At 61.7% G+C, this 19,400-nt stretch carries 22 protein-coding genes; 18 read left to right on the forward strand and 4 right to left on the reverse strand.

The window, feature by feature from the left end:
- Nucleotides 1–126 precede the first annotated feature (126 nt).
- Nucleotides 127–777 (reverse strand): 5-formyltetrahydrofolate cyclo-ligase, encoded by a 651-nt coding sequence (locus AC1DYW_RS17820; protein WP_457154487.1) that lies wholly within the window; start codon nt 775–777, stop codon nt 127–129.
- Between the two features lie 165 nt (nt 778–942).
- On the opposite strand from AC1DYW_RS17820, the gene AC1DYW_RS17825 reads away from it, so the two are divergent.
- Both AC1DYW_RS17825 and AC1DYW_RS17830 read left to right on the forward strand, forming a co-directional pair.
- Nucleotides 943–2,208, forward strand: a complete 1,266-nt coding sequence (locus AC1DYW_RS17825; RefSeq protein WP_477227103.1) for an NAD(P)/FAD-dependent oxidoreductase — start codon at nt 943–945, stop codon at nt 2,206–2,208.
- A gap of 149 nt (nt 2,209–2,357) precedes the next feature.
- Nucleotides 2,358–4,337, forward strand: coding sequence for a bifunctional 2',3'-cyclic-nucleotide 2'-phosphodiesterase/3'-nucleotidase (locus tag AC1DYW_RS17830; RefSeq protein ID WP_477227104.1), 1,980 nt, complete (start codon nt 2,358–2,360; stop codon nt 4,335–4,337).
- A gap of 38 nt (nt 4,338–4,375) precedes the next feature.
- Here AC1DYW_RS17830 and AC1DYW_RS17835 read toward each other — a convergent pair whose 3' ends face one another.
- On the reverse strand, nt 4,376–5,632 hold the full coding sequence (locus AC1DYW_RS17835) for a class I SAM-dependent methyltransferase (RefSeq protein WP_477227105.1): 1,257 nt from the start codon (nt 5,630–5,632) through the stop codon (nt 4,376–4,378).
- A 59-nt stretch (nt 5,633–5,691) separates the two neighbouring features.
- On the reverse strand, nt 5,692–5,865 hold the full coding sequence (locus AC1DYW_RS17840; protein ID WP_457153999.1) for a DUF1365 family protein: 174 nt from the start codon (nt 5,863–5,865) through the stop codon (nt 5,692–5,694).
- A 91-nt stretch (nt 5,866–5,956) separates the two neighbouring features.
- Between AC1DYW_RS17840 and AC1DYW_RS17845 the strand changes: the two genes are divergently transcribed.
- The 6 genes from AC1DYW_RS17845 to AC1DYW_RS17870 all read left to right on the forward strand — a co-directional run bounded on the left by AC1DYW_RS17845 (nt 5,957) and on the right by AC1DYW_RS17870 (nt 9,116).
- Nucleotides 5,957–6,091, forward strand: coding sequence for a hypothetical protein (locus AC1DYW_RS17845; protein ID WP_457153998.1), 135 nt, complete (start codon nt 5,957–5,959; stop codon nt 6,089–6,091).
- A gap of 184 nt (nt 6,092–6,275) precedes the next feature.
- A complete protein-coding gene (locus AC1DYW_RS17850; protein ID WP_457153997.1) occupies nt 6,276–6,566 on the forward strand; it encodes a Dabb family protein in 291 nt (96 codons plus the stop codon).
- A gap of 44 nt (nt 6,567–6,610) precedes the next feature.
- Nucleotides 6,611–7,501 (forward strand): VOC family protein, encoded by an 891-nt coding sequence (locus tag AC1DYW_RS17855; protein ID WP_477227106.1) that lies wholly within the window; start codon nt 6,611–6,613, stop codon nt 7,499–7,501.
- Nucleotides 7,498–8,343, forward strand: coding sequence for a 3-deoxy-8-phosphooctulonate synthase (gene kdsA, locus AC1DYW_RS17860; RefSeq protein WP_457153995.1), 846 nt, complete (start codon nt 7,498–7,500; stop codon nt 8,341–8,343). The genes AC1DYW_RS17855 and kdsA overlap by 4 nt, the downstream gene beginning before the upstream one ends.
- A 120-nt stretch (nt 8,344–8,463) precedes the next feature.
- Nucleotides 8,464–8,667, forward strand: a complete 204-nt coding sequence (locus AC1DYW_RS17865) for a dodecin family protein (protein ID WP_019858016.1) — start codon at nt 8,464–8,466, stop codon at nt 8,665–8,667.
- Between the two features lie 83 nt (nt 8,668–8,750).
- The gene (locus AC1DYW_RS17870) at nt 8,751–9,116 is read left to right on the forward strand and encodes a PRC-barrel domain-containing protein (protein ID WP_095091630.1); all 366 of its coding nucleotides are present in this window, start codon (nt 8,751–8,753) and stop codon (nt 9,114–9,116) included.
- 54 nt (nt 9,117–9,170) lie between these two features.
- On the opposite strand, the gene AC1DYW_RS17875 is transcribed toward AC1DYW_RS17870, so the two are convergent.
- Entirely contained in the window at nt 9,171–9,296 is a 126-nt protein-coding gene (locus AC1DYW_RS17875) for a hypothetical protein (RefSeq protein ID WP_095091814.1), read from the reverse strand.
- 287 nt (nt 9,297–9,583) lie between these two features.
- On the opposite strand from AC1DYW_RS17875, the gene eno reads away from it, so the two are divergent.
- The 10 genes from eno (at nt 9,584) to lipA (ending at nt 19,357) form a co-directional block, all read left to right on the forward strand.
- On the forward strand, nt 9,584–10,858 hold the full coding sequence (gene eno / locus AC1DYW_RS17880; protein ID WP_184874324.1) for a phosphopyruvate hydratase: 1,275 nt from the start codon (nt 9,584–9,586) through the stop codon (nt 10,856–10,858).
- Between the two features lie 162 nt (nt 10,859–11,020).
- The gene (locus AC1DYW_RS17885; RefSeq protein ID WP_477227107.1) at nt 11,021–11,344 is read left to right on the forward strand and encodes an FtsB family cell division protein; all 324 of its coding nucleotides are present in this window, start codon (nt 11,021–11,023) and stop codon (nt 11,342–11,344) included.
- Nucleotides 11,345–11,538: 194 nt separating this feature from the next.
- Nucleotides 11,539–12,576 (forward strand): pyruvate dehydrogenase (acetyl-transferring) E1 component subunit alpha, encoded by a 1,038-nt coding sequence (gene pdhA / locus AC1DYW_RS17890; protein WP_477227108.1) that lies wholly within the window; start codon nt 11,539–11,541, stop codon nt 12,574–12,576.
- 15 nt (nt 12,577–12,591) lie between these two features.
- Nucleotides 12,592–13,977 carry a pyruvate dehydrogenase complex E1 component subunit beta gene (locus AC1DYW_RS17895; protein ID WP_457155030.1) on the forward strand — a complete coding sequence of 462 codons (1,386 nt, stop codon included), beginning with the start codon at nt 12,592–12,594 and terminating at the stop codon, nt 13,975–13,977.
- 18 nt (nt 13,978–13,995) lie between these two features.
- Nucleotides 13,996–15,372 (forward strand): pyruvate dehydrogenase complex dihydrolipoamide acetyltransferase, encoded by a 1,377-nt coding sequence (locus AC1DYW_RS17900; protein WP_477227109.1) that lies wholly within the window; start codon nt 13,996–13,998, stop codon nt 15,370–15,372.
- A gap of 14 nt (nt 15,373–15,386) precedes the next feature.
- Nucleotides 15,387–15,809 (forward strand): hypothetical protein, encoded by a 423-nt coding sequence (locus AC1DYW_RS17905; protein ID WP_457155043.1) that lies wholly within the window; start codon nt 15,387–15,389, stop codon nt 15,807–15,809.
- Complete coding sequence (locus AC1DYW_RS17910; RefSeq protein WP_477227110.1) at nt 15,806–16,444, forward strand: SGNH/GDSL hydrolase family protein; 639 nt, start codon at nt 15,806–15,808, stop codon at nt 16,442–16,444. The genes AC1DYW_RS17905 and AC1DYW_RS17910 overlap by 4 nt, the downstream gene beginning before the upstream one ends.
- 15 nt (nt 16,445–16,459) lie before the next feature.
- Nucleotides 16,460–17,905: a dihydrolipoyl dehydrogenase gene (gene lpdA / locus AC1DYW_RS17915; protein ID WP_095091623.1), complete on the forward strand. Its 1,446-nt coding sequence runs from the start codon at nt 16,460–16,462 to the stop codon at nt 17,903–17,905.
- A gap of 90 nt (nt 17,906–17,995) precedes the next feature.
- Nucleotides 17,996–18,253: a GlsB/YeaQ/YmgE family stress response membrane protein gene (locus tag AC1DYW_RS17920; protein ID WP_379025117.1), complete on the forward strand. Its 258-nt coding sequence runs from the start codon at nt 17,996–17,998 to the stop codon at nt 18,251–18,253.
- A gap of 138 nt (nt 18,254–18,391) precedes the next feature.
- The gene (gene lipA / locus AC1DYW_RS17925; protein WP_379025166.1) at nt 18,392–19,357 is read left to right on the forward strand and encodes a lipoyl synthase; all 966 of its coding nucleotides are present in this window, start codon (nt 18,392–18,394) and stop codon (nt 19,355–19,357) included.
- Nucleotides 19,358–19,400: the final 43 nt, after the last annotated feature.

The following is a 19,400-nucleotide window of genomic DNA, read 5'->3' on the forward strand; positions in this document are numbered from 1 at the left end:
ACGCCGCGGCATGGTTCCCTTGAAGATCAGACTATTTATCGACCAAGTCGGATTTTTGTCACATGACATTTGCGCTGCTTCGCAGCGGAACAGAAATCCAGCCGGTCTCATTTTCCAAACAGGGTGTTAGGCCTCGGTGACGATCCGATCCATCGGGATGTCGTGCGGCTGCGGGTAGATGGTGGCGATACGCTGCAACTCATAGCCGACGCCGATCACCAGCGGCTTGAACGGCATCGCCGCCAGCGTGCGATCGAAGAACCCGCCGCCATAGCCCAGGCGGTAGTTTCGAGGATCGATGCCGACGATTGGCGCAATGACGATGTCGGGCAGCACCGGATCGCCCTCGGCCGGGATCGGGATGTTCCAGACACCTTTTTCCAGCCGGTCGCCCGGCGCGTAGGGGCGAAAGATCAGCGGCTGACCTTTCTCGATGACAACGGGCAGGGCGGTGCGGCCGCCGCGCGCATTGACGGACGCCATCCATGGGCGCAGGTCCGGCTCGCCGCGAAACGGCCAGTAGAGACTGACCATGCGGCCGACGATCTCGCCGACGATTGCGTCGAGACCTTGCGCAATGCGCTGCGACATCACCGTTCGCGCGTCGGCCGAAACGGCGAGACGCGCGGCGATCAGGCGTTCGCGCTCGGCCTTGCGCCAGCGCCGGACGTCGGTCCAGTCGGCTAGTGGTGTCTGAAACGCGGGATCGAGTTCATGCATGAAGCAGGGAGGAGAGGCATATTGCGCCGGACCTTGGTCGTCATGATTGCTAGCCATGCTTTACCTCATCGCGTATTTGATCACGCTATACCTCGTGACACGATACGACATGTGCGTTCACGACATAGAACGACGAGTCTCAGGCACCTCCCCCGCGTTGCTGCGATGCACAAAAGTACCTACATCTAGCCTAGGCAATCTTGCCCGTTAGCGGTGAATGAGATGAACCACGCCAGCCATCATGTCGTTGTTGTCGGCGCAGGTTTCGGCGGTCTCGAATTCACCCGAGCGCTTGGCGGTGCGCCGGTCCGCATCACCATGATCGACAAGCGTAATCATCACCTCTTCCAGCCGCTGCTCTACCAGGTGGCGACCACGGCGCTGGCGACGTCCGAAATTGCATGGCCGGTCCGCCACCTCCTGCGCAAGCGCAAGGATGTGACGACGCTGCTTGCCAATGTCGTCGGCGTCGATCGCGCCGGCAAGCGCGTGCTGCTCGATGATGGCAGTGCGGTCGCCTATGACACGCTGCTGCTCGCCACCGGCGCGCGCCACGCCTATTTCGGCCACGATGAATGGGAACCTTTCGCGCCCGGCCTGAAGACGCTGGAGGATGCCACCACGGTTCGGCGGCGCATTCTGCTGGCCTTCGAGCAGGCCGAGCGGGAGGCCGATCCCGTCAAGCGCGAGGCGCTGCTGACCATTGCGATCGTCGGTGGCGGGCCGACCGGCGTCGAGCTTGCCGGCACCATCGTCGAACTGGCGCATGACACGCTGCGCGGTGAATTCCGCAACATCGATACACGACAAACGCGTGTCATGCTCATCGAGGCCGGCGATCGTATTCTGGCCAATTTTGCACCGAGGCTTTCCAACTACGCGGTGAAGGCGCTCGAGCGGCTCGGTGTGACAATCGAACTCGGCCGGGCTGTTACACGGTGCGACGCAGAGGGCGTAGTCTTCGGCGACAGGCACTTGTCGGCAGGCACAATCCTGTGGGCAGCGGGCGTTGCCGCCTCGCCGGCCGCCGAATGGCTAGGCGCGGCGGCGGACCGGGCGGGCAGGGTGCTCGTCGAGCCTGACTTGAGCGTGCCGGGCAGCCCGGAGATTTTCGTCGTCGGCGATGCCGCGCATGTGCTGCGGCCGGACGGGCGGCCCGTTCCCGGCGTGGCTCCGGCCGCCAAGCAGCAGGGCCGCCATGTCGCCGCCACGCTGAAGGCGCGGCTTGCCGGCGACACCGGCCCACGGCCGTTCCGCTACAGGCATAACGGCGACCTCGCCACGATCGGCAAGCGCGCCGCCGTGATTGATTTCGGCTGGATCAAGCTGACCGGCTGGGCGGCATGGTGGCTGTGGGGCATAGCCCACATCTATTTCCTGATCGGCTTTCGCAACCGGCTTGCGGTTTCACTGAGCTGGCTATGGATCTACGCGACGGGCCAGCGCAGCGCGCGGCTGATCACCCAGGGCGACGACGACAAGGGCTGATTTCTTCTCCCCAGACCCGTTCATCCGCACGTCATCTGTTGCTGATCGAGTGGCGTTCCGATGCGCGCAATTTCTTGAATGGACTCGGATGGGTTTCAGCGCAAAGTTCGCTTCGGGGCAGGGCTTGTCACGTCGTCGAAGGAGAAAACATGTCTCGACTGCTCCATCCCGTCTCCCGCCGCGATCTCCTTGGCGGTGCCGCCGCCGCAGGAGCGTTGATCATGCTGCATCCGTTCTCCGCCCGCGCCCAGGCCAACCAGGCCCATCTTCGGATCATGGAAACCACCGACATCCATGTGAACGTGCTGCCTTACGATTACTACGCCGACAAAGCGAACGACACGATGGGCCTGTCGCGCACGGCTTCCCTGATCGACGCAGTGCGCAAGGAAGCCGTCAATTCGATGCTGATCGACAATGGCGACCTGCTGCAGGGCAATCCGATGGGCGACTACATCGCCTATGAGAGGGGCATGAAGGATGGCGACCTGCATCCGATCATGAAGGCCATGAACCTGCTCGGCTACGAATGCTCGACGCTGGGCAACCACGAGTTCAATTACGGCCTGTCGTTCATGGACAAGGTGCTGGCTGGCGCCAATTTCCCCTTTGTCTGCGCCAATTTGATCCGCGGCACCGAGCTTGCTGCGAACCCGCGTGACGACAAGCTTTATCTCAAGCCCTATGTCATCCTCGACAAGAAGATCAGGGACGGGTCAGGCGCCGAGCAGCCGATCAGGATCGGCATCATCGGCTTCGTGCCGCCGCAGATCATGGTCTGGGATCTCAAGAATCTGGAGGGCAACGTCAAGACACGCGACATCGTCGAGGCGGCCAACGCCTGGGTGCCACAGATTAAGGAGGAAGGCGCCGACATCGTGATTGCGCTCTCACATTCCGGCATCGACGTGAAGCAGGGCGACATGATGGAGAATGCGTCGTTCTTCGTCGCCGGTGTCGACGGCATCGATGCGGTATTCACCGGCCACCAGCATCTGGTCTTTCCCGGCAAGAAGGACTTCCAGTCGCTGGACGGCGTCGACACGCAAAAAGGCACGCTGCAGGGCAAGCCGGCCGTGATGGGCGGCTTCTGGGGCTCGCATATGGGGCTGATCGACCTGATGCTGGAGCGCGACGGGTCGAACTGGAAGGTCGTTTCCGCCACCTCCGAGGCGCGGCCGATCTTCGAACGCGTCGACAACAAGGCCAAGTCGATCGTCCCCGACGACAAGCGCATCATCGCGGCACTCGAACAGGACCACCAGGCAACTCTGGCCTATGTGCGCCGTCCCGTCGGCAAGACCTCGGCGCCGCTGTATTCCTATTTCGCGCTAGTCGCCGACGATCCGTCGGTGCAGGTCGTCAGCCAGGCGCAGACCTGGTACCTGAAGGATATTCTCAAGAACACGCAATGGAAGGACGTGCCGCTGCTGTCGGCCGCCGCACCCTTCAAGGCCGGTGGACGCAGCGGCGCCGACTACTATACAGACGTGCCGGCAGGCGACATCGCCATCAAAAACGTCGCCGATCTCTACCTCTACCCGAACACCGTGCGAGCCGTGGAAATCACCGGCGCGCAGGTCAAGGAATGGCTGGAAATGTCGGCCGGCATCTTCAACCGGATCGAACCGGGCAAGGCCGACCAGGCCCTCATCAACACCGACTTCCCGTCCTACAATTTCGACGTCATCGACGGCGTGACCTACAAGATAGACCTGTCGCAGCCGCCGAAATACGATGCCAAGGGGGGACTGGCGAACGCCGGCGCCAATCGCATCGTCGACTTGATGTTTGACGGCAAGCCAATTGATCCCAAACAGAAATTCGTCGTTGCGACCAACAACTACCGGGCCGGCGGTGGCGGCAATTTCCCCGACATCAATGCCTCGAAGATCATCTACGAGGCGCCGGACACCAATCGCGACGTGATCGTTCGCTACATCGTCAGCGAGGGCACGATCAATCCGTCGGCGGACGGCAACTGGTCGTTCGCGCCGCTGCCTGGAACCAGCGTCGTGTTCGAGACCGGCGCCAAGGCCAAGGATTTCATTGCCGAGGTGAAGTCGCTGAAGATCGAGCCGGTAGGAGAGGGCGAAGCGGGATTTGCGAAATACCGAATCCTTCTCTGACCGTCGGCATAGGTCCGCGCCGGTACGGCAGCGTGGACCTATGCCTTGTAGACCACCTGGCGCACGTCGATATAGCTGGCGCGGAAGCCGGCCTCGCAATAATGCAGGTAGAATTCCCAGAGCTTCTTGAAGCGGTCGTCGAAGCCGAGCGGGACGATCTTTTCCCATGACGCCCAGAACCGCTGGCGCCATTCGGCGAGCGTGCGCGCATAGTCGTCCGGAAACACGCGCTCGCGCAGATGGGCAAGGCCGTGATCGTTGCCGAGTGCCTTCAGGATCGACGGCGTCGGCAGCATGCCACCCGGAAAAACATAGCGCTGGATGAAATCCGGCCTTGCGCGATACGTGTCGTAGGCGGCTTCGTTGATGGTGATGATCTGCAGGCCCGCAGTGCCGCCAGGCCTCAGGCAGGCTTTCATCTTGCCGAAGAACACCGGCCAGTACTTCTCGCCGACCGCCTCGAACATCTCTATCGAGGCGATGCGGTCGTAGGTGCCGGTTTCGTCGCGATAGTCCTGCAGCTTGATGTCGACCTTGTCGGCAAGCCCGGCCTTGGCGAGGCGCGCCTTGGCGAAGTCGTGCTGCTCGCGGCTGATCGTCAGCCCGGTCACACGGCAGCCGATCTCGCGTGCCGCGAATTCGGCGAAGCCGCCCCAGCCGCAGCCGATCTCCAGTACGTGATCCTTCGGACCGATCCCCGTATCCTTGGCCAGTGCGCGATATTTGGCGGCCTGGGCGCTTTCGAGGTCGTTGGCGCCGTTGGCATAGAGGGCCGAGGAATAGGTCATGCTCGGATCGAGCCATTCCTTGTAGAAGGCGTTGCCAAGATCGTAATGCGCCGAAATGTTGCGCTTCGAGCCGGTGCGCGTGTTCTCGTTGAACCAGTGCCGGATGCGCTGGACGGTGTTGATGAGCCAGCTGGCGCCACCAGCAACGCGTTCGCCGATGGCCGAATTGACCACGAACAGCTCCAGGAAGCTGGTGACGTCAGGGCTTTCCCAATCGCCGTCCATGTAGGATTCGGCAAGGCCGATCGTGCCGCCGGAAAAGGCACGGCCGGGCAAGCGCCAGTTCTTGAGCACCAGTTCGGCGTCCGGGCCCGGTCCCTTGCCGCCGACCAGGACGGCGCGTCCGTCCGGCATCCTGACCTTCAGCGATCCGCGCGGCAGGTTCATGGCCGCCGACAGCACCATGCGCGCCTTCGCCGGCAAACCCTTGACGATCTCGGCGAAATTGAATTCGTCCAGCCTGACCGCGTCGCTCAACGCCAGACCATGATGTTCCTTGTTTGTCATCTCACGCCCCTGCGCTTCCGCGGTGTCGGCGCAAATTGCCGAGCCTCGGTTCTCGCGGTTCATTCGCCGGGTTCGAACGCCATTGCCTGATCCCGGCAGTTGATCGAACGAAAGCGCGTGCCCTTTAGCCAGAGCTTCAGCGCTGCCCAGTGAATCCCTGCGATAATCTTCCACGTCATGAGGGGGAACATCAAGAGGCAGGCTGCAAGCCAGGCTGTGCCAAGTGGAGGCACTCGCAGTCGTGGATCCGGCTTTTAAACAGCAAAGGCCGAACACGCCTAAAACGCCTATGGTTGCAACCGTGCTTGTGCGATAGTTTTAGCCATGCGTTATGTGATCGTCATTGCCGCCATCGCCTTTTTCCTGATCTGGGACGGCCTCTACAATCAGGGCCGGTATCTCGACACGGCGGTAAGGGGTGTCACGCACGTCGTGCGATCCATCACCGGCAAAACCTAGCGCCCATCCGCATGAGGCGCTGCCGCGACATCCTTGTCGATTGACGCGGCCGTCCTGTCGTCACAAAAGACCCCGGCACTTAATGCATGTCGTCCAAAAGTGGCCCCGGTCTTGGGCAACGACATGCATAAAGACAAAGACGTGAAGCGCGTCGCCCGACGCGCTTTCGATCGAGGAGGCGGCGTTGATCCGGCATATCGTTTTCTTCAGCGCGCGGCGCAAAGAGGATGTGGAGGCCGTTCGCACCGGCCTGCAGGCGCTCGGCAACATTCCCCATTCCAGCCTCTTCGAGGTGACCATCAACACAAAGGTCGACCCGCTGTCGGACGAGATCGATGTGGTCGTCTATGCCGAGTTCGCCGATGACGCGGCGTTGGCCGCCTACAAGGCGCACCCGCTCTATGGGCAGACAACCAGCAAGGTCAAACCATTGCGCGAGCTGCGTTATTCCGCCGATGTCGTGGCCGGTGCCTGATTGAGACTTGAACCGGTTTGCGGAATGATGCACATCGCGCCTGCATGAACCGAACAACAGCCGCCGGCACTCATCCGCTCGATCATCTGGTGCTGCCGACACAGAACCTCGATGTGGCACGAGCCCGGCTCACCGCGCTTGGCTTCGTGGTTGCCCCGACCGGCATTCATCCCTTCGGGACCGAAAACTGTTGTGTTTTCCTCACCGACGGCACCTATCTCGAGCCGCTCGCGGTCGGCGACGAACAGGCCGCGACGGCGGCCATTGCCGAGGGCAATGTTTTCGTCGCGCGCGACCGTATCTATCGCAACAGGCACGGTGACGAGGGGTTTTCCGCAGTGGTCCTGGGGACCAGCAACGCAGATGCCGACCAGGCACGCTATGTCGAAGCCGGCATCTCCGCGGGAGACATGCTGAGCTTTTCGCGCGCGTTCACCGACACGGCGGGTAAAAGCGACATTGCATCGTTCAAGCTCGCCTTTGCATCCGATAGCAACGCTACGGATGCTTTCCTGTTTGCCTGCGAACGGGTCAACGCGCCGAACGTGGATCGGACAGCCTTGCAGGCGCACGCCAACGGCGCCACGGGAATTGTCGAGATCGTGGCGGTCAGCGACCGGCCCGCCGAGCAGCGCCGGCTGATCTCCTTGGCGGTGGACGATCCGGCCGCCAGCGGGCAAGGCGGCGCGTTTCACTTGCCGAACGCAACCTTGAGTGTGCTTGCCCCGACGTCTTTCACCGCACGCTTTGGCTTGCCTGCCGGCGCGCCGACGGACCTACGCTTCGCCGCCGTGGTCTTTTCGGTTCCCAGCGCCGATATCACCTCGAGGCTGCTTGCAGCCAACTCCGTCAAACACGATGTAGCGGGCAATGATATTGTCGTGCAGCCGGCATCCGGACAGGGCGCGGCTTTCATCTTCCGGGAGATCCAATGAGCAAGCCCCTGGCGCCCAATTCGTCGGTAACCGTCGGCAATGTCGTCTTCGACAACAACGCGGCCTTGTCGCTGATCGCTGGTCCTTGCCAGTTTGAATCGCGCCAGCATGCCTTCGACATGGCCGGCGCGTTGAAGGAACTGACCGGCAAGCTTGGAATAGGCCTCGTCTACAAGACCAGCTACGACAAGGCCAACCGCACCTCGCTGTCGGCGACGCGCGGTGCGGGCATGGAAGCGGCACTTCCCGTCTTCGACGAACTGCGCAAGGAATTTTCGCTGCCGGTGCTGACCGATGTCCACACCGAGGAGCAGTGCGCGATCGTCGCGCCGCATGTCGATGTCCTGCAGATTCCGGCCTTCCTGTCGCGCCAGACCGACATGCTGGTCGCCGCTGCGAGGACCGGCAAGGTGATCAACGTGAAGAAGGGGCAGTTCCTGGCTCCCTGGGACATGAAGAACGTGGTTGCCAAGATCACCGGTTCCGGCAACGCCAATGTCTTGACCACGGAGCGCGGCGCGTCGTTCGGCTACAACACGCTGGTGTCCGACATGCGCGCTCTGCCTATCATGGCCGAGATCGGAGCGCCGGTGATCTTCGACGCCACGCATTCGGTTCAGCAGCCAGGCGGGCAGGGCGGCTCCTCTGGCGGCGAGCGCCGCTTTGTCGAGACGCTGGCCCGGGCGGCTGTCGCCGTTGGTGTGGCCGGCGTGTTCATCGAGACCCATCAGGATCCGGACAATTCGACCTCTTCCGATGGCCCGAATATGGTGCCGCTGAAGGATATGCCGGCACTGCTGGAAAGACTGATGGCGTTCGATCGTATCGCCAAGGGTCACTGAAGCGTCCCACGGACGTTCCAGCGTCGGCAACTGACAATGGCCCCATGGCCCGGCGCTTGTGGAAGACATAAGCCGGCTGTACGCTCGCCTCGCAAATGAGCGTTTTGGCAGGAGGAAGCCATGTCTGTCGCCCGCGTCACCGAAATCACCTCATCGTCGAAGAAGAGCTTTCAGGACGCCATCGAGAAGGGGATTGCGCGTGCCGCAAAGACCTTGAAGAACGTCGAAGGCGCCTGGATCCAGGACCAGAAGATCGTCGTCGAGGACGGCAAGATCGCTGCCTATCGCGTCAACATGAAGGTCACCTTCATCCTCGCGGAGTAACCGGCTGCCGCCGAAAAAGTCGGGAACTTTCGCCCGCGCCCCTCATTGTCAAAGCATGGATCAACGACAATGAGGAGCACATCATGACAACCCAGACAGGCCACACCGAAGCCATTGCCGCTTCGCGCGTCATCGGCACGTCCGTCTACAACACCGAGGGTAGGAGCATCGGCAGCATCGAGGACATCATGCTCGATAAGACCTCGAACGGCATCATGTTCGCGGTGATAGGTTTCGGCGGTTTTCTCGGCATCGGCGAGAAGTACCACGCCATTCCGTGGGCCAGCCTCGACTATGACGAGGACAAGGGGGGCTATGTCGTTCCGTTCTCCAAGGAACAGCTGAAGGCCGCACCCGCTTATTCGATCAACGAACTGGCCGGCGCGGATGGCGAGACGGCGCGCGACGCGTCCTATGATTATTACAAGGTCACGCCTTACTGGCATTGACGCCCGGAAACAAAAGGCCCCGTTCAGACGGGGCCTTTTGGATTCGATGTGCGCCTATTCGCTGACATGCAAGGCCGGTAGCGGCCCTGCTGCCTTGGGTGGCGATTGCTGATTGTCGCACGACGTCAGAAACGCCGCCGCGATCAGGAACAGACTCACGATACCACTCAACTGGGACATGGCGAAACTCCTCCTGTTTCGCCCCGCGCACCCGCACCATAGCCGGAAGTACATCCGCCGCACATGACTTATGATGACAGCGATTTGCGCTTCGTGAATCGCCTGATGCATATCGCCACAAAGTAGTCCCCGGTTTTGAGAGAACGGCATGCGGCGCCTGAATCCGTTCAGGCGCGACGCGCTTTAGGCTGACGCCACGGCAATAATTGCGACCGGGCCGATTGCCTTTTGCGGCACTTTGGCTAAGACGTGCGCGACCCTTCTTCAGATCAATCGAGGACATCGCAATGACCGCCATCATCGACATTGTCGGGCGTGAAATCCTGGACAGCCGTGGAAATCCGACCGTCGAGGTCGATGTCGTTCTCGAAGATGGCTCGATGGGCCGCGCTGCGGTGCCGTCGGGCGCCTCGACCGGTGCCCACGAGGCCGTCGAACTGCGCGACGGCGGCGCCCGCTATCTCGGCAAGGGCGTGCTCAAGGCTGTCGAAGCGGTGAACGGCGAGCTGTTCGAGGCTATCGGCGGCATGGAAGCCGAAAATCAGATCCACATCGACCAGACCATGATCGAGCTCGATGGCACCCCCAACAAGAGCCGGCTCGGCGCCAACGCCATCCTCGGCGTCTCGCTGGCCGTGGCCAAAGCCGCAGCCGATGCCGCCGGCCTGCCGCTCTACCGTTATGTCGGCGGCACCAAGGCGCATGTCCTGCCAGTGCCGATGATGAACATCATCAATGGCGGCGCCCATGCCGACAACCCGATCGACTTCCAGGAATTCATGATCCTGCCGATCGGCGCGCCGACACTGCGCGAGGGTGTTCGCTGGGGTTCGGAGATCTTCCACACGCTGCGCAAGAAGCTGAAGGATGCCGGCCACAACACCAATGTCGGCGATGAGGGCGGCTTTGCCCCGAACCTGAAGAGCGCGCCTGTGGCGCTCGACTTCATCATGGAATCGATCGAGAAAGCCGGCTTCAAGCCCGGCGAAGAGATCGCGCTCGGCCTGGACTGCGCGGCCACCGAGTTCTTCAAGGACGGCAACTACGTCTACGAGGGCGAGAAGAAGACCCGCGATCCCAAGGCCCAGGCCAAATACCTGGCCAAGCTCGCAGCCGACTATCCGATCATCTCGATCGAGGACGGCCTTGCCGAGGACGACTGGGAAGGCTGGAAGTATCTGACCGACTTGATCGGGAAGAAGACCCAGCTGGTCGGCGACGACCTGTTCGTCACCAACACGGCACGGCTGCGTGACGGCATCCGCATGGGCGTCGCCAATTCGATCCTGGTCAAGGTCAACCAGATCGGTTCGTTGACGGAAACGCTCGACGCCGTCGAAACCGCGCACAAGGCCGGCTACACCGCCGTCATGTCGCACCGCTCGGGCGAAACCGAGGATTCGACCATAGCCGATCTCGCCGTTGCCACCAATTGCGGACAGATCAAGACCGGCTCGCTGTCGCGCTCGGACCGCATGGCCAAGTACAACCAGCTGATCCGCATCGAGGAAGAGCTCGGCAAGCAGGCGAGCTACGCCGGCAAGTCGGTGGTCAAGGGCTGATCCGGAAACACCCAGGCATGGGATATCGATGAAAGGGCGGGAGCATTCCCGCCCTTTTTCATTTCGGGTCTCGAGCAGCCGGTCATCCGTAACCGTCCGTTAAGCACAATCGGGCGAAAAAGATGGGGAGCCGTAGGAGTTCGCGGCCGCGAGGATTTGGATATGTGGACGCGTCAGCACAAGCAGAGAAACACCGGCCGGCTGATCATTCCCTCGCTCTGCGTGGCGTTCCTCGCCTATTTCGGCTTTCATGCCTACCACGGCGAATTCGGCATCAACTCGAAATATCAGCTGGAAGCCCAGACGGTTGTGCTGCAAGGTCAGCTCGACGCGATTAAGGCGCGCCGGATGGAGCTCGAACGGCGCGTTCGGCTCATGCATGAAGGGTCGATCGAGAAGGACATGCTCGACGAGCAGGCGCGCAAGGCGCTCAATCTGTCCCAGGCTGACGAAATCACCATCATGTTGCCGGTCTCGGCGAAGTAACCGGTTTTCAGTTAATAGCCAATATTTTCAATGATTTTAATCGCTTAGACGCATGTGAGCTATGCAATTTCGGCATGGCATAACGCTCTAGCGCGTGTTAGCCTCTCCAAAATCGGTGGGGAGGAGCTGATCTCCCCAGGGCGGATTTGATCCTGCCCTAATGTCCGCAAAGAGACGCCAACAGGGAGTGATGCATGGCCACCGCAGCCAGAAAAGCGCCTGCCAAATCCAAATCCGACGGCAAGATGGGGCTTTCGGCCCCCAAGCCTGCAGAATTCACCAAGGATGAAGAGCTTGCCGCCTATCGGCACATGCTGCTTATCCGCCGTTTCGAGGAAAAGGCCGGCCAGCTTTACGGCATGGGCTTCATCGGTGGTTTCTGCCACCTCTATATCGGCCAGGAAGCGGTCGTCACCGGCATGAAGATGGCGCTGATCCAGGGCGACCAGATGATCACCGCCTATCGCGACCACGGCCACATGCTGGCGATGGAGCTTTCACCGCGTGGCGTCATGGCTGAGCTGACCGGACGTCGTGGCGGCCTGTCCAGGGGCAAGGGCGGCTCCATGCACATGTTCTCCAAGGAGAAGCATTTCTACGGCGGCCACGGCATCGTCGGCGCGCAGGTGTCGCTCGGCACTGGTCTGGCCTTCGCCAATCGCTACCGCGACAACAACAATGTGTCGCTGACCTATTTCGGCGATGGTGCGGCCAACCAGGGCCAGGTCTATGAAAGCTTCAACATGGCCTCGCTGTGGAAGCTGCCGGTTATCTACATCATCGAGAACAACCGCTATGCCATGGGCACTTCTGTCTCGCGCTCGTCGGCGGAGACGGACTTTTCGCATCGCGGCGCCTCGTTCAAGATTCCCGGGCTGCAGGTCGACGGCATGGATGTCCGCGCCGTCAAGGCTGCGGGCGATCTGGCCACCGAATGGTGCCGTGCCGGCAACGGCCCGCTGATCCTCGAAATGCAGACCTATCGCTATCGCGGCCACTCGATGTCCGACCCGGCGAAGTACCGATCCAAGGAAGAAGTGCAGAAGATGCGCTCCGAGCATGACCCGATCGAGCAGGTCAAGGCGCGGCTGATCGAGAAGAAATGGGCGACCGAGGACGAACTGAAGACCGTCGACAAGGAGGTTCGCGATGTCGTCGCGGATGCCGCCGAATTTGCCCAGAACGACGCGGAGCCGGATCCGTCCGAGCTCTGGACCGATATCGTATTGTAACGGGAGGGCAAGGACATGCCGATCGAAATTCTCATGCCCGCTCTCTCGCCGACCATGGAAGAGGGCAATCTTTCCAAGTGGTTGAAGAACGAGGGCGACAAGGTCGTCGCCGGTGACGTCATCGCCGAGATCGAAACCGACAAGGCGACGATGGAAGTCGAAGCCGTCGATGAAGGCACGCTTGCCAAGATCGTGGTTCCTGCCGGCACCGAAGGCGTCAAGGTCAATGCAGTGATCGCCGTACTCGCGGTTGACGGCGAAGATGTCGACAAGGCCGGCGAAGGCATCGGCGAAGAACCCCCGAAGGCTGAAACAGCGGCGCCTGCGCCGGCGGCAGCCAAAAGCGAGGCCTCAGCACCGGTCGCAGCCGCCCCGAGGACGGAAATCGCCGCCGATCCGGATATTCCGGCCGGGACGGAAATGGTCTCGACCACGGTGCGCGAAGCGCTGCGTGATGCGATGGCCGAGGAAATGCGCCGCGACGGCGATGTCTTCGTCATGGGCGAGGAAGTTGCCGAATACCAGGGCGCCTACAAGATCACGCAGGGACTGCTGCAGGAGTTCGGGCCGCGGCGCGTCGTCGACACGCCGATCACCGAGCATGGCTTTGCCGGCGTCGGCGTCGGCGCGGCGATGGCCGGTTTGAAGCCGATCGTCGAGTTCATGACCTTCAACTTCGCCATGCAGGCGATCGACCAGATCATCAACTCGGCTGCCAAGACGCTCTATATGTCGGGCGGCCAGATGGGCGCGCCGATCGTGTTCCGTGGACCGAACGGCGCCGCCGCTCGCGTCGCAGCCCAGCATTCGCAGTGCTATGCCGCCTGGTACAGCCACATTCCCGGCCTCAAGGTCGTGATGCCCTACACCGCTGCCGATGCCAAGGGCCTGCTCAAGGCGGCGATCCGCGATCCTAACCCGGTTATCTTCCTCGAGAACGAAATCCTCTACGGTCATTCCTTCGACGTGCCGAAGCTGGATGATTTCGTGCTGCCGATCGGCAAGGCGCGCATCCACAAGACCGGCAAGGACGTCACCATCGTCTCCTTCGGCATCGGCATGACCTATGCGGTCAAGGCTGAAGCCGAGTTGCGCGGCATGGGCATCGACGCCGAGATCATCGACCTCAGGACCATCCGCCCGCTCGACCTCGACACGGTCGTCGCCTCGGTCAAGAAGACCAACCGGCTGATCGTCGTGGAAGAGGGATATCCGCAGAGCTCGGTCGGCGATCACATCGCCAACCAGGTGTCGCAGCGTGCCTTCGATTTCCTTGACGCCCCGGTCATCACCATTGCCGGCAAAGACGTGCCGATGCCGTATGCGGCGAACCTCGAAAAGCTGGCGTTGCCGAATGTCGGCGAGGTCATCGAGGCGGTCAAAGCCGTCACGTATCGCTGAACCGGGCGGGAGGACAAAATGCCAATCAACATCACCATGCCGGCCCTGTCGCCCACGATGGAAGAGGGCAATCTGTCAAAGTGGCTGGTCAAGGAGGGCGACAAGGTTTCGCCCGGCGATGTCATTGCTGAGATCGAGACCGACAAGGCAACGATGGAAGTCGAGGCTGTCGACGAGGGCACGGTTGCGAAGCTCGTCGTTCCTGCCGGCACCGAGGGCGTCAAGGTCAATGCGCTGATCGCCGTGCTCGCTGCCGAAGGCGAAGACGCCGGCGCCGCCGCGAACAGCGGTGGCCCTGCTGCGCCAGCGAAAGCGGAAGCGCCGAAAACGGAGGCTCCGAAGGCGGAAGCACCAAAGGCTGAGGCGCCAAAGGCCGAGCCTGCGCCCGCATCCAAGGCAGTAGCGGCTCCGGCCGCCAACGGCCATGCCGCTGGCGAGCGCACCTTTGCATCGCCGCTCGCGCGCCGCATCGCCAGGGAAGCCGGGGTCGATGTGTCTGCCGTGACCGGCACCGGCCCGCATGGCCGCGTGGTGAAAGCCGATGTCGATGCGGCGATTGCCGGTGGCGGCATCAAACCTGCCGCCAAGGCAGCGCCCGCAGGGGCACCGGCGGCTCCGGCTGCTGCTGCCGCCCCGGTGAAGGCGATGTCGGACGAGCAGGTGCTGAAACTGTTCGAGCAAGGCTCCTACGAACTCGTCCCGCATGACAATATGCGCAAGACCATCGCGCGCCGCCTGGTCGAGGCCAAGACCACCATCCCGCATTTCTACCTGACACTCGACTGCGAACTCGACGCGCTCTTGGCATTGCGCACGCAGATCAATGCGGCAGCCCCAGTCAAGAAGACCGAAAAGGGTGACGTGCCGGCCTACAAGCTGTCGGTCAACGACATGGTGATCAAGGCAATGGCGCTGGCGCTGAAGGCGGTGCCGGATGCCAATGCATCGTGGACCGAAAGCGCCATGGTCAAGCACAAGCATGCTGATGTCGGCGTTGCGGTGTCGATCCCCGGTGGCCTGATCACGCCGATCATCCGCAAGGCGGACGAAAAGACGCTGTCCACCATCTCCAACGAGATGAAGGACCTGGCCAGCCGGGCGCGCAGCCGTAAGCTGAAGCCGGAAGAGTATCAGGGTGGCACCACGGCGGTGTCGAACCTCGGCATGTTCGGCATCAAGGACTTTGCCGCGGTGATCAACCCGCCGCATGCGACGATCCTGGCGGTCGGCGCCGGCGAGGAGCGGGCGGTGGTCAAGAATGGCGAGATCAAGATCGCCACCGTGATGTCGGTGACGCTGTCGACCGACCATCGCGCCGTCGACGGAGCGCTGGGGGCCGAATTGCTGGTTGCCTTCAAACGCCTGATCGAGAACCCGATGGGCATGCTGGTCTAGGAAGGGAAAGGGCGGTGCGGACATTCTTCACCAGCCTTTTCGCTTTCATTCTTTCCGGTTTGGCCGGCGGGCTGGTCGCGCAGTGGTTGGCCATCGCCACTGGCGCCGAGGAAGAATACATCCTCGTTTTCATGTTCTCGGTGCTGGTGACCTTCATGGTTACCTTCGTCTTCTTCGTGGCGCAGTTCATGACGGATCCGGTCGCGGCGGTGGCCAGGACGGGTAAGTGGCTGCTGATCGTGTTTGCGGTGATGCTTGCCCTGCTGGTCGCGCTTGTCCTCTACGCCGACAGCGGTGCCGCGGTGGTGAAGAAGGACATTCCCATGGTGGTCGGCTTTGGCCTGTCGGGCCTGGTGACGATCATTCTTCACTGGCTGTTCGTGAGCTGGCGGGTGAGACGCGGTTTGATCAAGGCACAGGTGGGTGTGGGTGCATGAAGACAGTTGTGTGCTACGGCGATTCGCTGACCTGGGGACACAACCCGGAGACTTTGAGCCGACATGAACATGAAGACCAGTGGCCAACCACACTGGCGAGAGCGCTCGGACCGAGCTTCCACGTCATTGCCGAGGGACTGGGCGGCCGCACCACGGCCTACGACGACTTCTTGTCCGGCGCGGACCGAAACGGCGCCCGGATATTGCCGACGATCCTGAGCACGCATTCGCCGATCGATCTGATCGTCATCATGCTTGGCTCCAACGACATGAAGCCGTCGATTCATGGCAGCGCGGTCATAGCGTCCTATGGCATGCGACGCCTCGTCGAAATCGTGCGGGGGCACGCCTATCCATTCGGCGGTGCCGCCCCCAGGATTATCCTGGTTGCGCCGCCGCATATCGTGGAAACCCGCAAGGTGGACTACGCCGAAATGTTGGGAACGGGTGCAATCGAGTCGCCCAAGCTCGCCGGCTTTTATCAAACCGCCGCCAACGAGATGGGCTGCGGCTTTTTTGATGCCGCGAGCGTCGCTAAATGTACACCGCTCGACGGCGTCCATCTCGATGCCGAAAACACGCGCAACATCGGCGAGGCGTTAGCGCCCCTCGTGCGCGGCATGCTGGAATCGTGAATCAAGGAGAAAATCGTGGCTGAGAACTACGACGTCATCATCATCGGCTCCGGCCCGGGCGGCTATGTCACAGCGGTGCGTTCCGCCCAGCTTGGCTTCAAGACGGCGATCGTCGAGCGCGAGCATCTTGGCGGCATCTGCCTCAACTGGGGTTGCATTCCGACCAAGGCGCTGCTGCGCTCGGCCGAGATCATGCACTATTCGGATCACCTGAAGGATTACGGGCTGAAGCTCGACGGCAAGGTCAGCGTCGACACTTCTGCCGTGGTCGACCGTTCGCGAAAAGTCTCGCTGCGGCTCAATGGCGGCGTTGCCTTCCTAATGAAGAAGAACAAGGTCGACGTGATCTGGGGCGAAGCCAAGCTCTCGAAGCCGGGTGAGATCGTCGTGTCCAAGACGGCCAAGACGCCAATGGAGCCGCAGCCGCCGGTGCCGAAAGGCGTCAAGGGCGAGGGCACCTACACCGCCAAGCACATCATTCTGGCGACCGGCGCCCGGCCGCGCGCGCTGCCCGGCATCGAGCCGGATGGCAAGCTCATCTGGACCTACTTCGAGGCCATGGTGCCGAAGGAGATGCCGAAATCGCTGCTGGTCATGGGTTCAGGCGCCATCGGCATCGAATTCGCCTCCTTCTACCGCACCATGGGCGCCGAAGTGACGGTTGTCGAACTCCTGCCTGCGGTGATGCCGGTCGAGGACGCCGAAGTCTCGAAATTCGCGCAAAAGCAGTTCGAGAAGCAAGGCATGAAGATCATCCTCGAGGCCAAGGTAACCAAGGTCGAGAAGGGCGCGAACTCGGTCACCGCGCATGTCGAGATGAAGGATGGCAAAGTCGAGAAGATCACCGCCGACCGCATGATCTCGGCCGTCGGCGTGCAGGGCAACATCGAAAACCTCGGGCTTGAGGCGCTGGGCGTGAAGACTGACCGGGGCTGTATTGTCATCGACGGCTACGGCAAGACCAATGTGCCCGGCATTTATGCCATCGGCGATGTCGCCGGCCCGCCGATGCTTGCCCACAAGGCAGAGCACGAGGGCGTGGTGTGCGTCGAAAAGATTGCCAACTTTCCCGGCGTGCATGCCACCGACAAGCTCAAGATTCCGGGCTGCACCTACTGCAATCCGCAGGTCGCCTCCGTCGGCCTGACGGAGGCCAAGGCCAAGGCCGAAGGCTGGGATATCCGAGTCGGAAGGTTCCAGTTCGCCGCCAACGGCAAGGCCATTGCGCTTGGCGAGGACCAGGGCTTCGTGAAGACCATCTTCGACAAGAAGACAGGTCAGCTGCTCGGCGCGCATTTGGTCGGCGCCGAGGTGACCGAACTGATCCAGGGCTTTGTCGTGGCGATGAACCTGGAGACGACCGAGGAAGAACTGATGCACACCATCTTCCCACATCCGACGCTCTCGGAAATGATGAAGGAAAGCGTGCTCGACGCCTATGGCCGGGCGCTGAACGCGTGATAAATCGGGCCCGCGGGTAATCGATGGAACCCGGCGGCAAGGATGTTCGTTTGCGGATGCATTTTCACCCATCACACAAGGAGAGGGCATATGCACTTGAATGGCGTCGGCTGGATAGCAGCAATCATTATCGGCGGCCTGGCAGGCTGGCTCGCCGAAATGGTCATGAAGAGCAACACCGGCATCTTCATGAACATTGTTCTGGGCATCGTCGGCGCGATCGTGCTGAACGCCATCCTGCAGGCGCTCAACATCGGTGTCTTCGGCATCGGCTGGACCGCCTATCTGATCACCGGCTTTATCGGCGCCTGCCTGCTGATCTGGGTCGGACGCCTGGTGCGCCGTTAATATCGTTGAACAGCTGCTATGCGAAAAGGGCTGCCGCGGCATGCACTGCGGCGGCCTTTTTCTTTGAGTTGAAAAGTCTTAGATGACGTTATGACAGCGAAAGCCGGACTGGCTGTCGCGAACAAACCAGGTTTCCAGATGGTCACTGTCCTCGATACGATTGCCAACGCACCGCGCTTGCGGCATCCGGAAAAGGCGCACAAGCCCGATCAGGACGTGCTGCGCAAGCCCGACTGGATCCGCGTCAAGGCGCCGGTCTCGAAGGGCTATGCCGAGACCCGCGAGATCGTGAAGTCGCACAAGCTGGTGACCGTCTGCGAAGAGGCCGGCTGCCCCAACATCGGCGAATGCTGGGAGAAGAAGCACGCCACCTTCATGATCATGGGCGAGATCTGCACACGCGCCTGCGCGTTCTGCAATGTCGCCACCGGCATCCCGACCGCACTCGATCCCGATGAACCGGCCCGCGTCGCGCACGCGGTCAAGCAGATGGGCCTGACCCATGTCGTCATCACCTCGGTCGACCGCGATGATCTCGCCGATGGCGGTGCGCAGCATTTTGCCGAGGTCATCCGCGCCATCAGGGCGGCCACGCCGTTGACCACGATCGAAATCCTGACGCCCGATTTCCTGCGTAAGGAAGGCGCACTGGAGATCGTCGTGGCGGCCAAGCCCGACGTCTTCAACCACAATCTCGAGACCGTGCCGTCGAACTATCTGACGGTTCGTCCAGGCGCCCGCTATTTTCATTCGATCCGACTGTTGCAGCGGGTCAAGGAACTCGACCCGTCGATCTTCACCAAGTCCGGCATCATGGTGGGCCTGGGCGAAGAGCGGAACGAAATCCTGCAATTGATGGACGATCTGCGCTCGGCCAATGTCGACTTCATGACCATCGGCCAGTATCTGCAGCCGTCCAAGAAGCACCATCCGGTGATCCGCTTCGTCACCCCGGAGGAGTTCAAATCCTTCGAGACGATCGGCCGGACCAAGGGTTTTCTGCTGGTGGCGTCGAGCCCGCTGACGCGTTCGTCGCATCACGCCGGCGACGATTTCGCTAGGTTGCGTGCGGCGCGGGAAGCGCTTCTCAAGAAATCGCTCTAATGCATGTCACCCAAAAGTGACCTCGGTTTTGGGAGAACGACAT

This window comes from Mesorhizobium sp. P2_D5 (genome assembly GCF_056404355.1).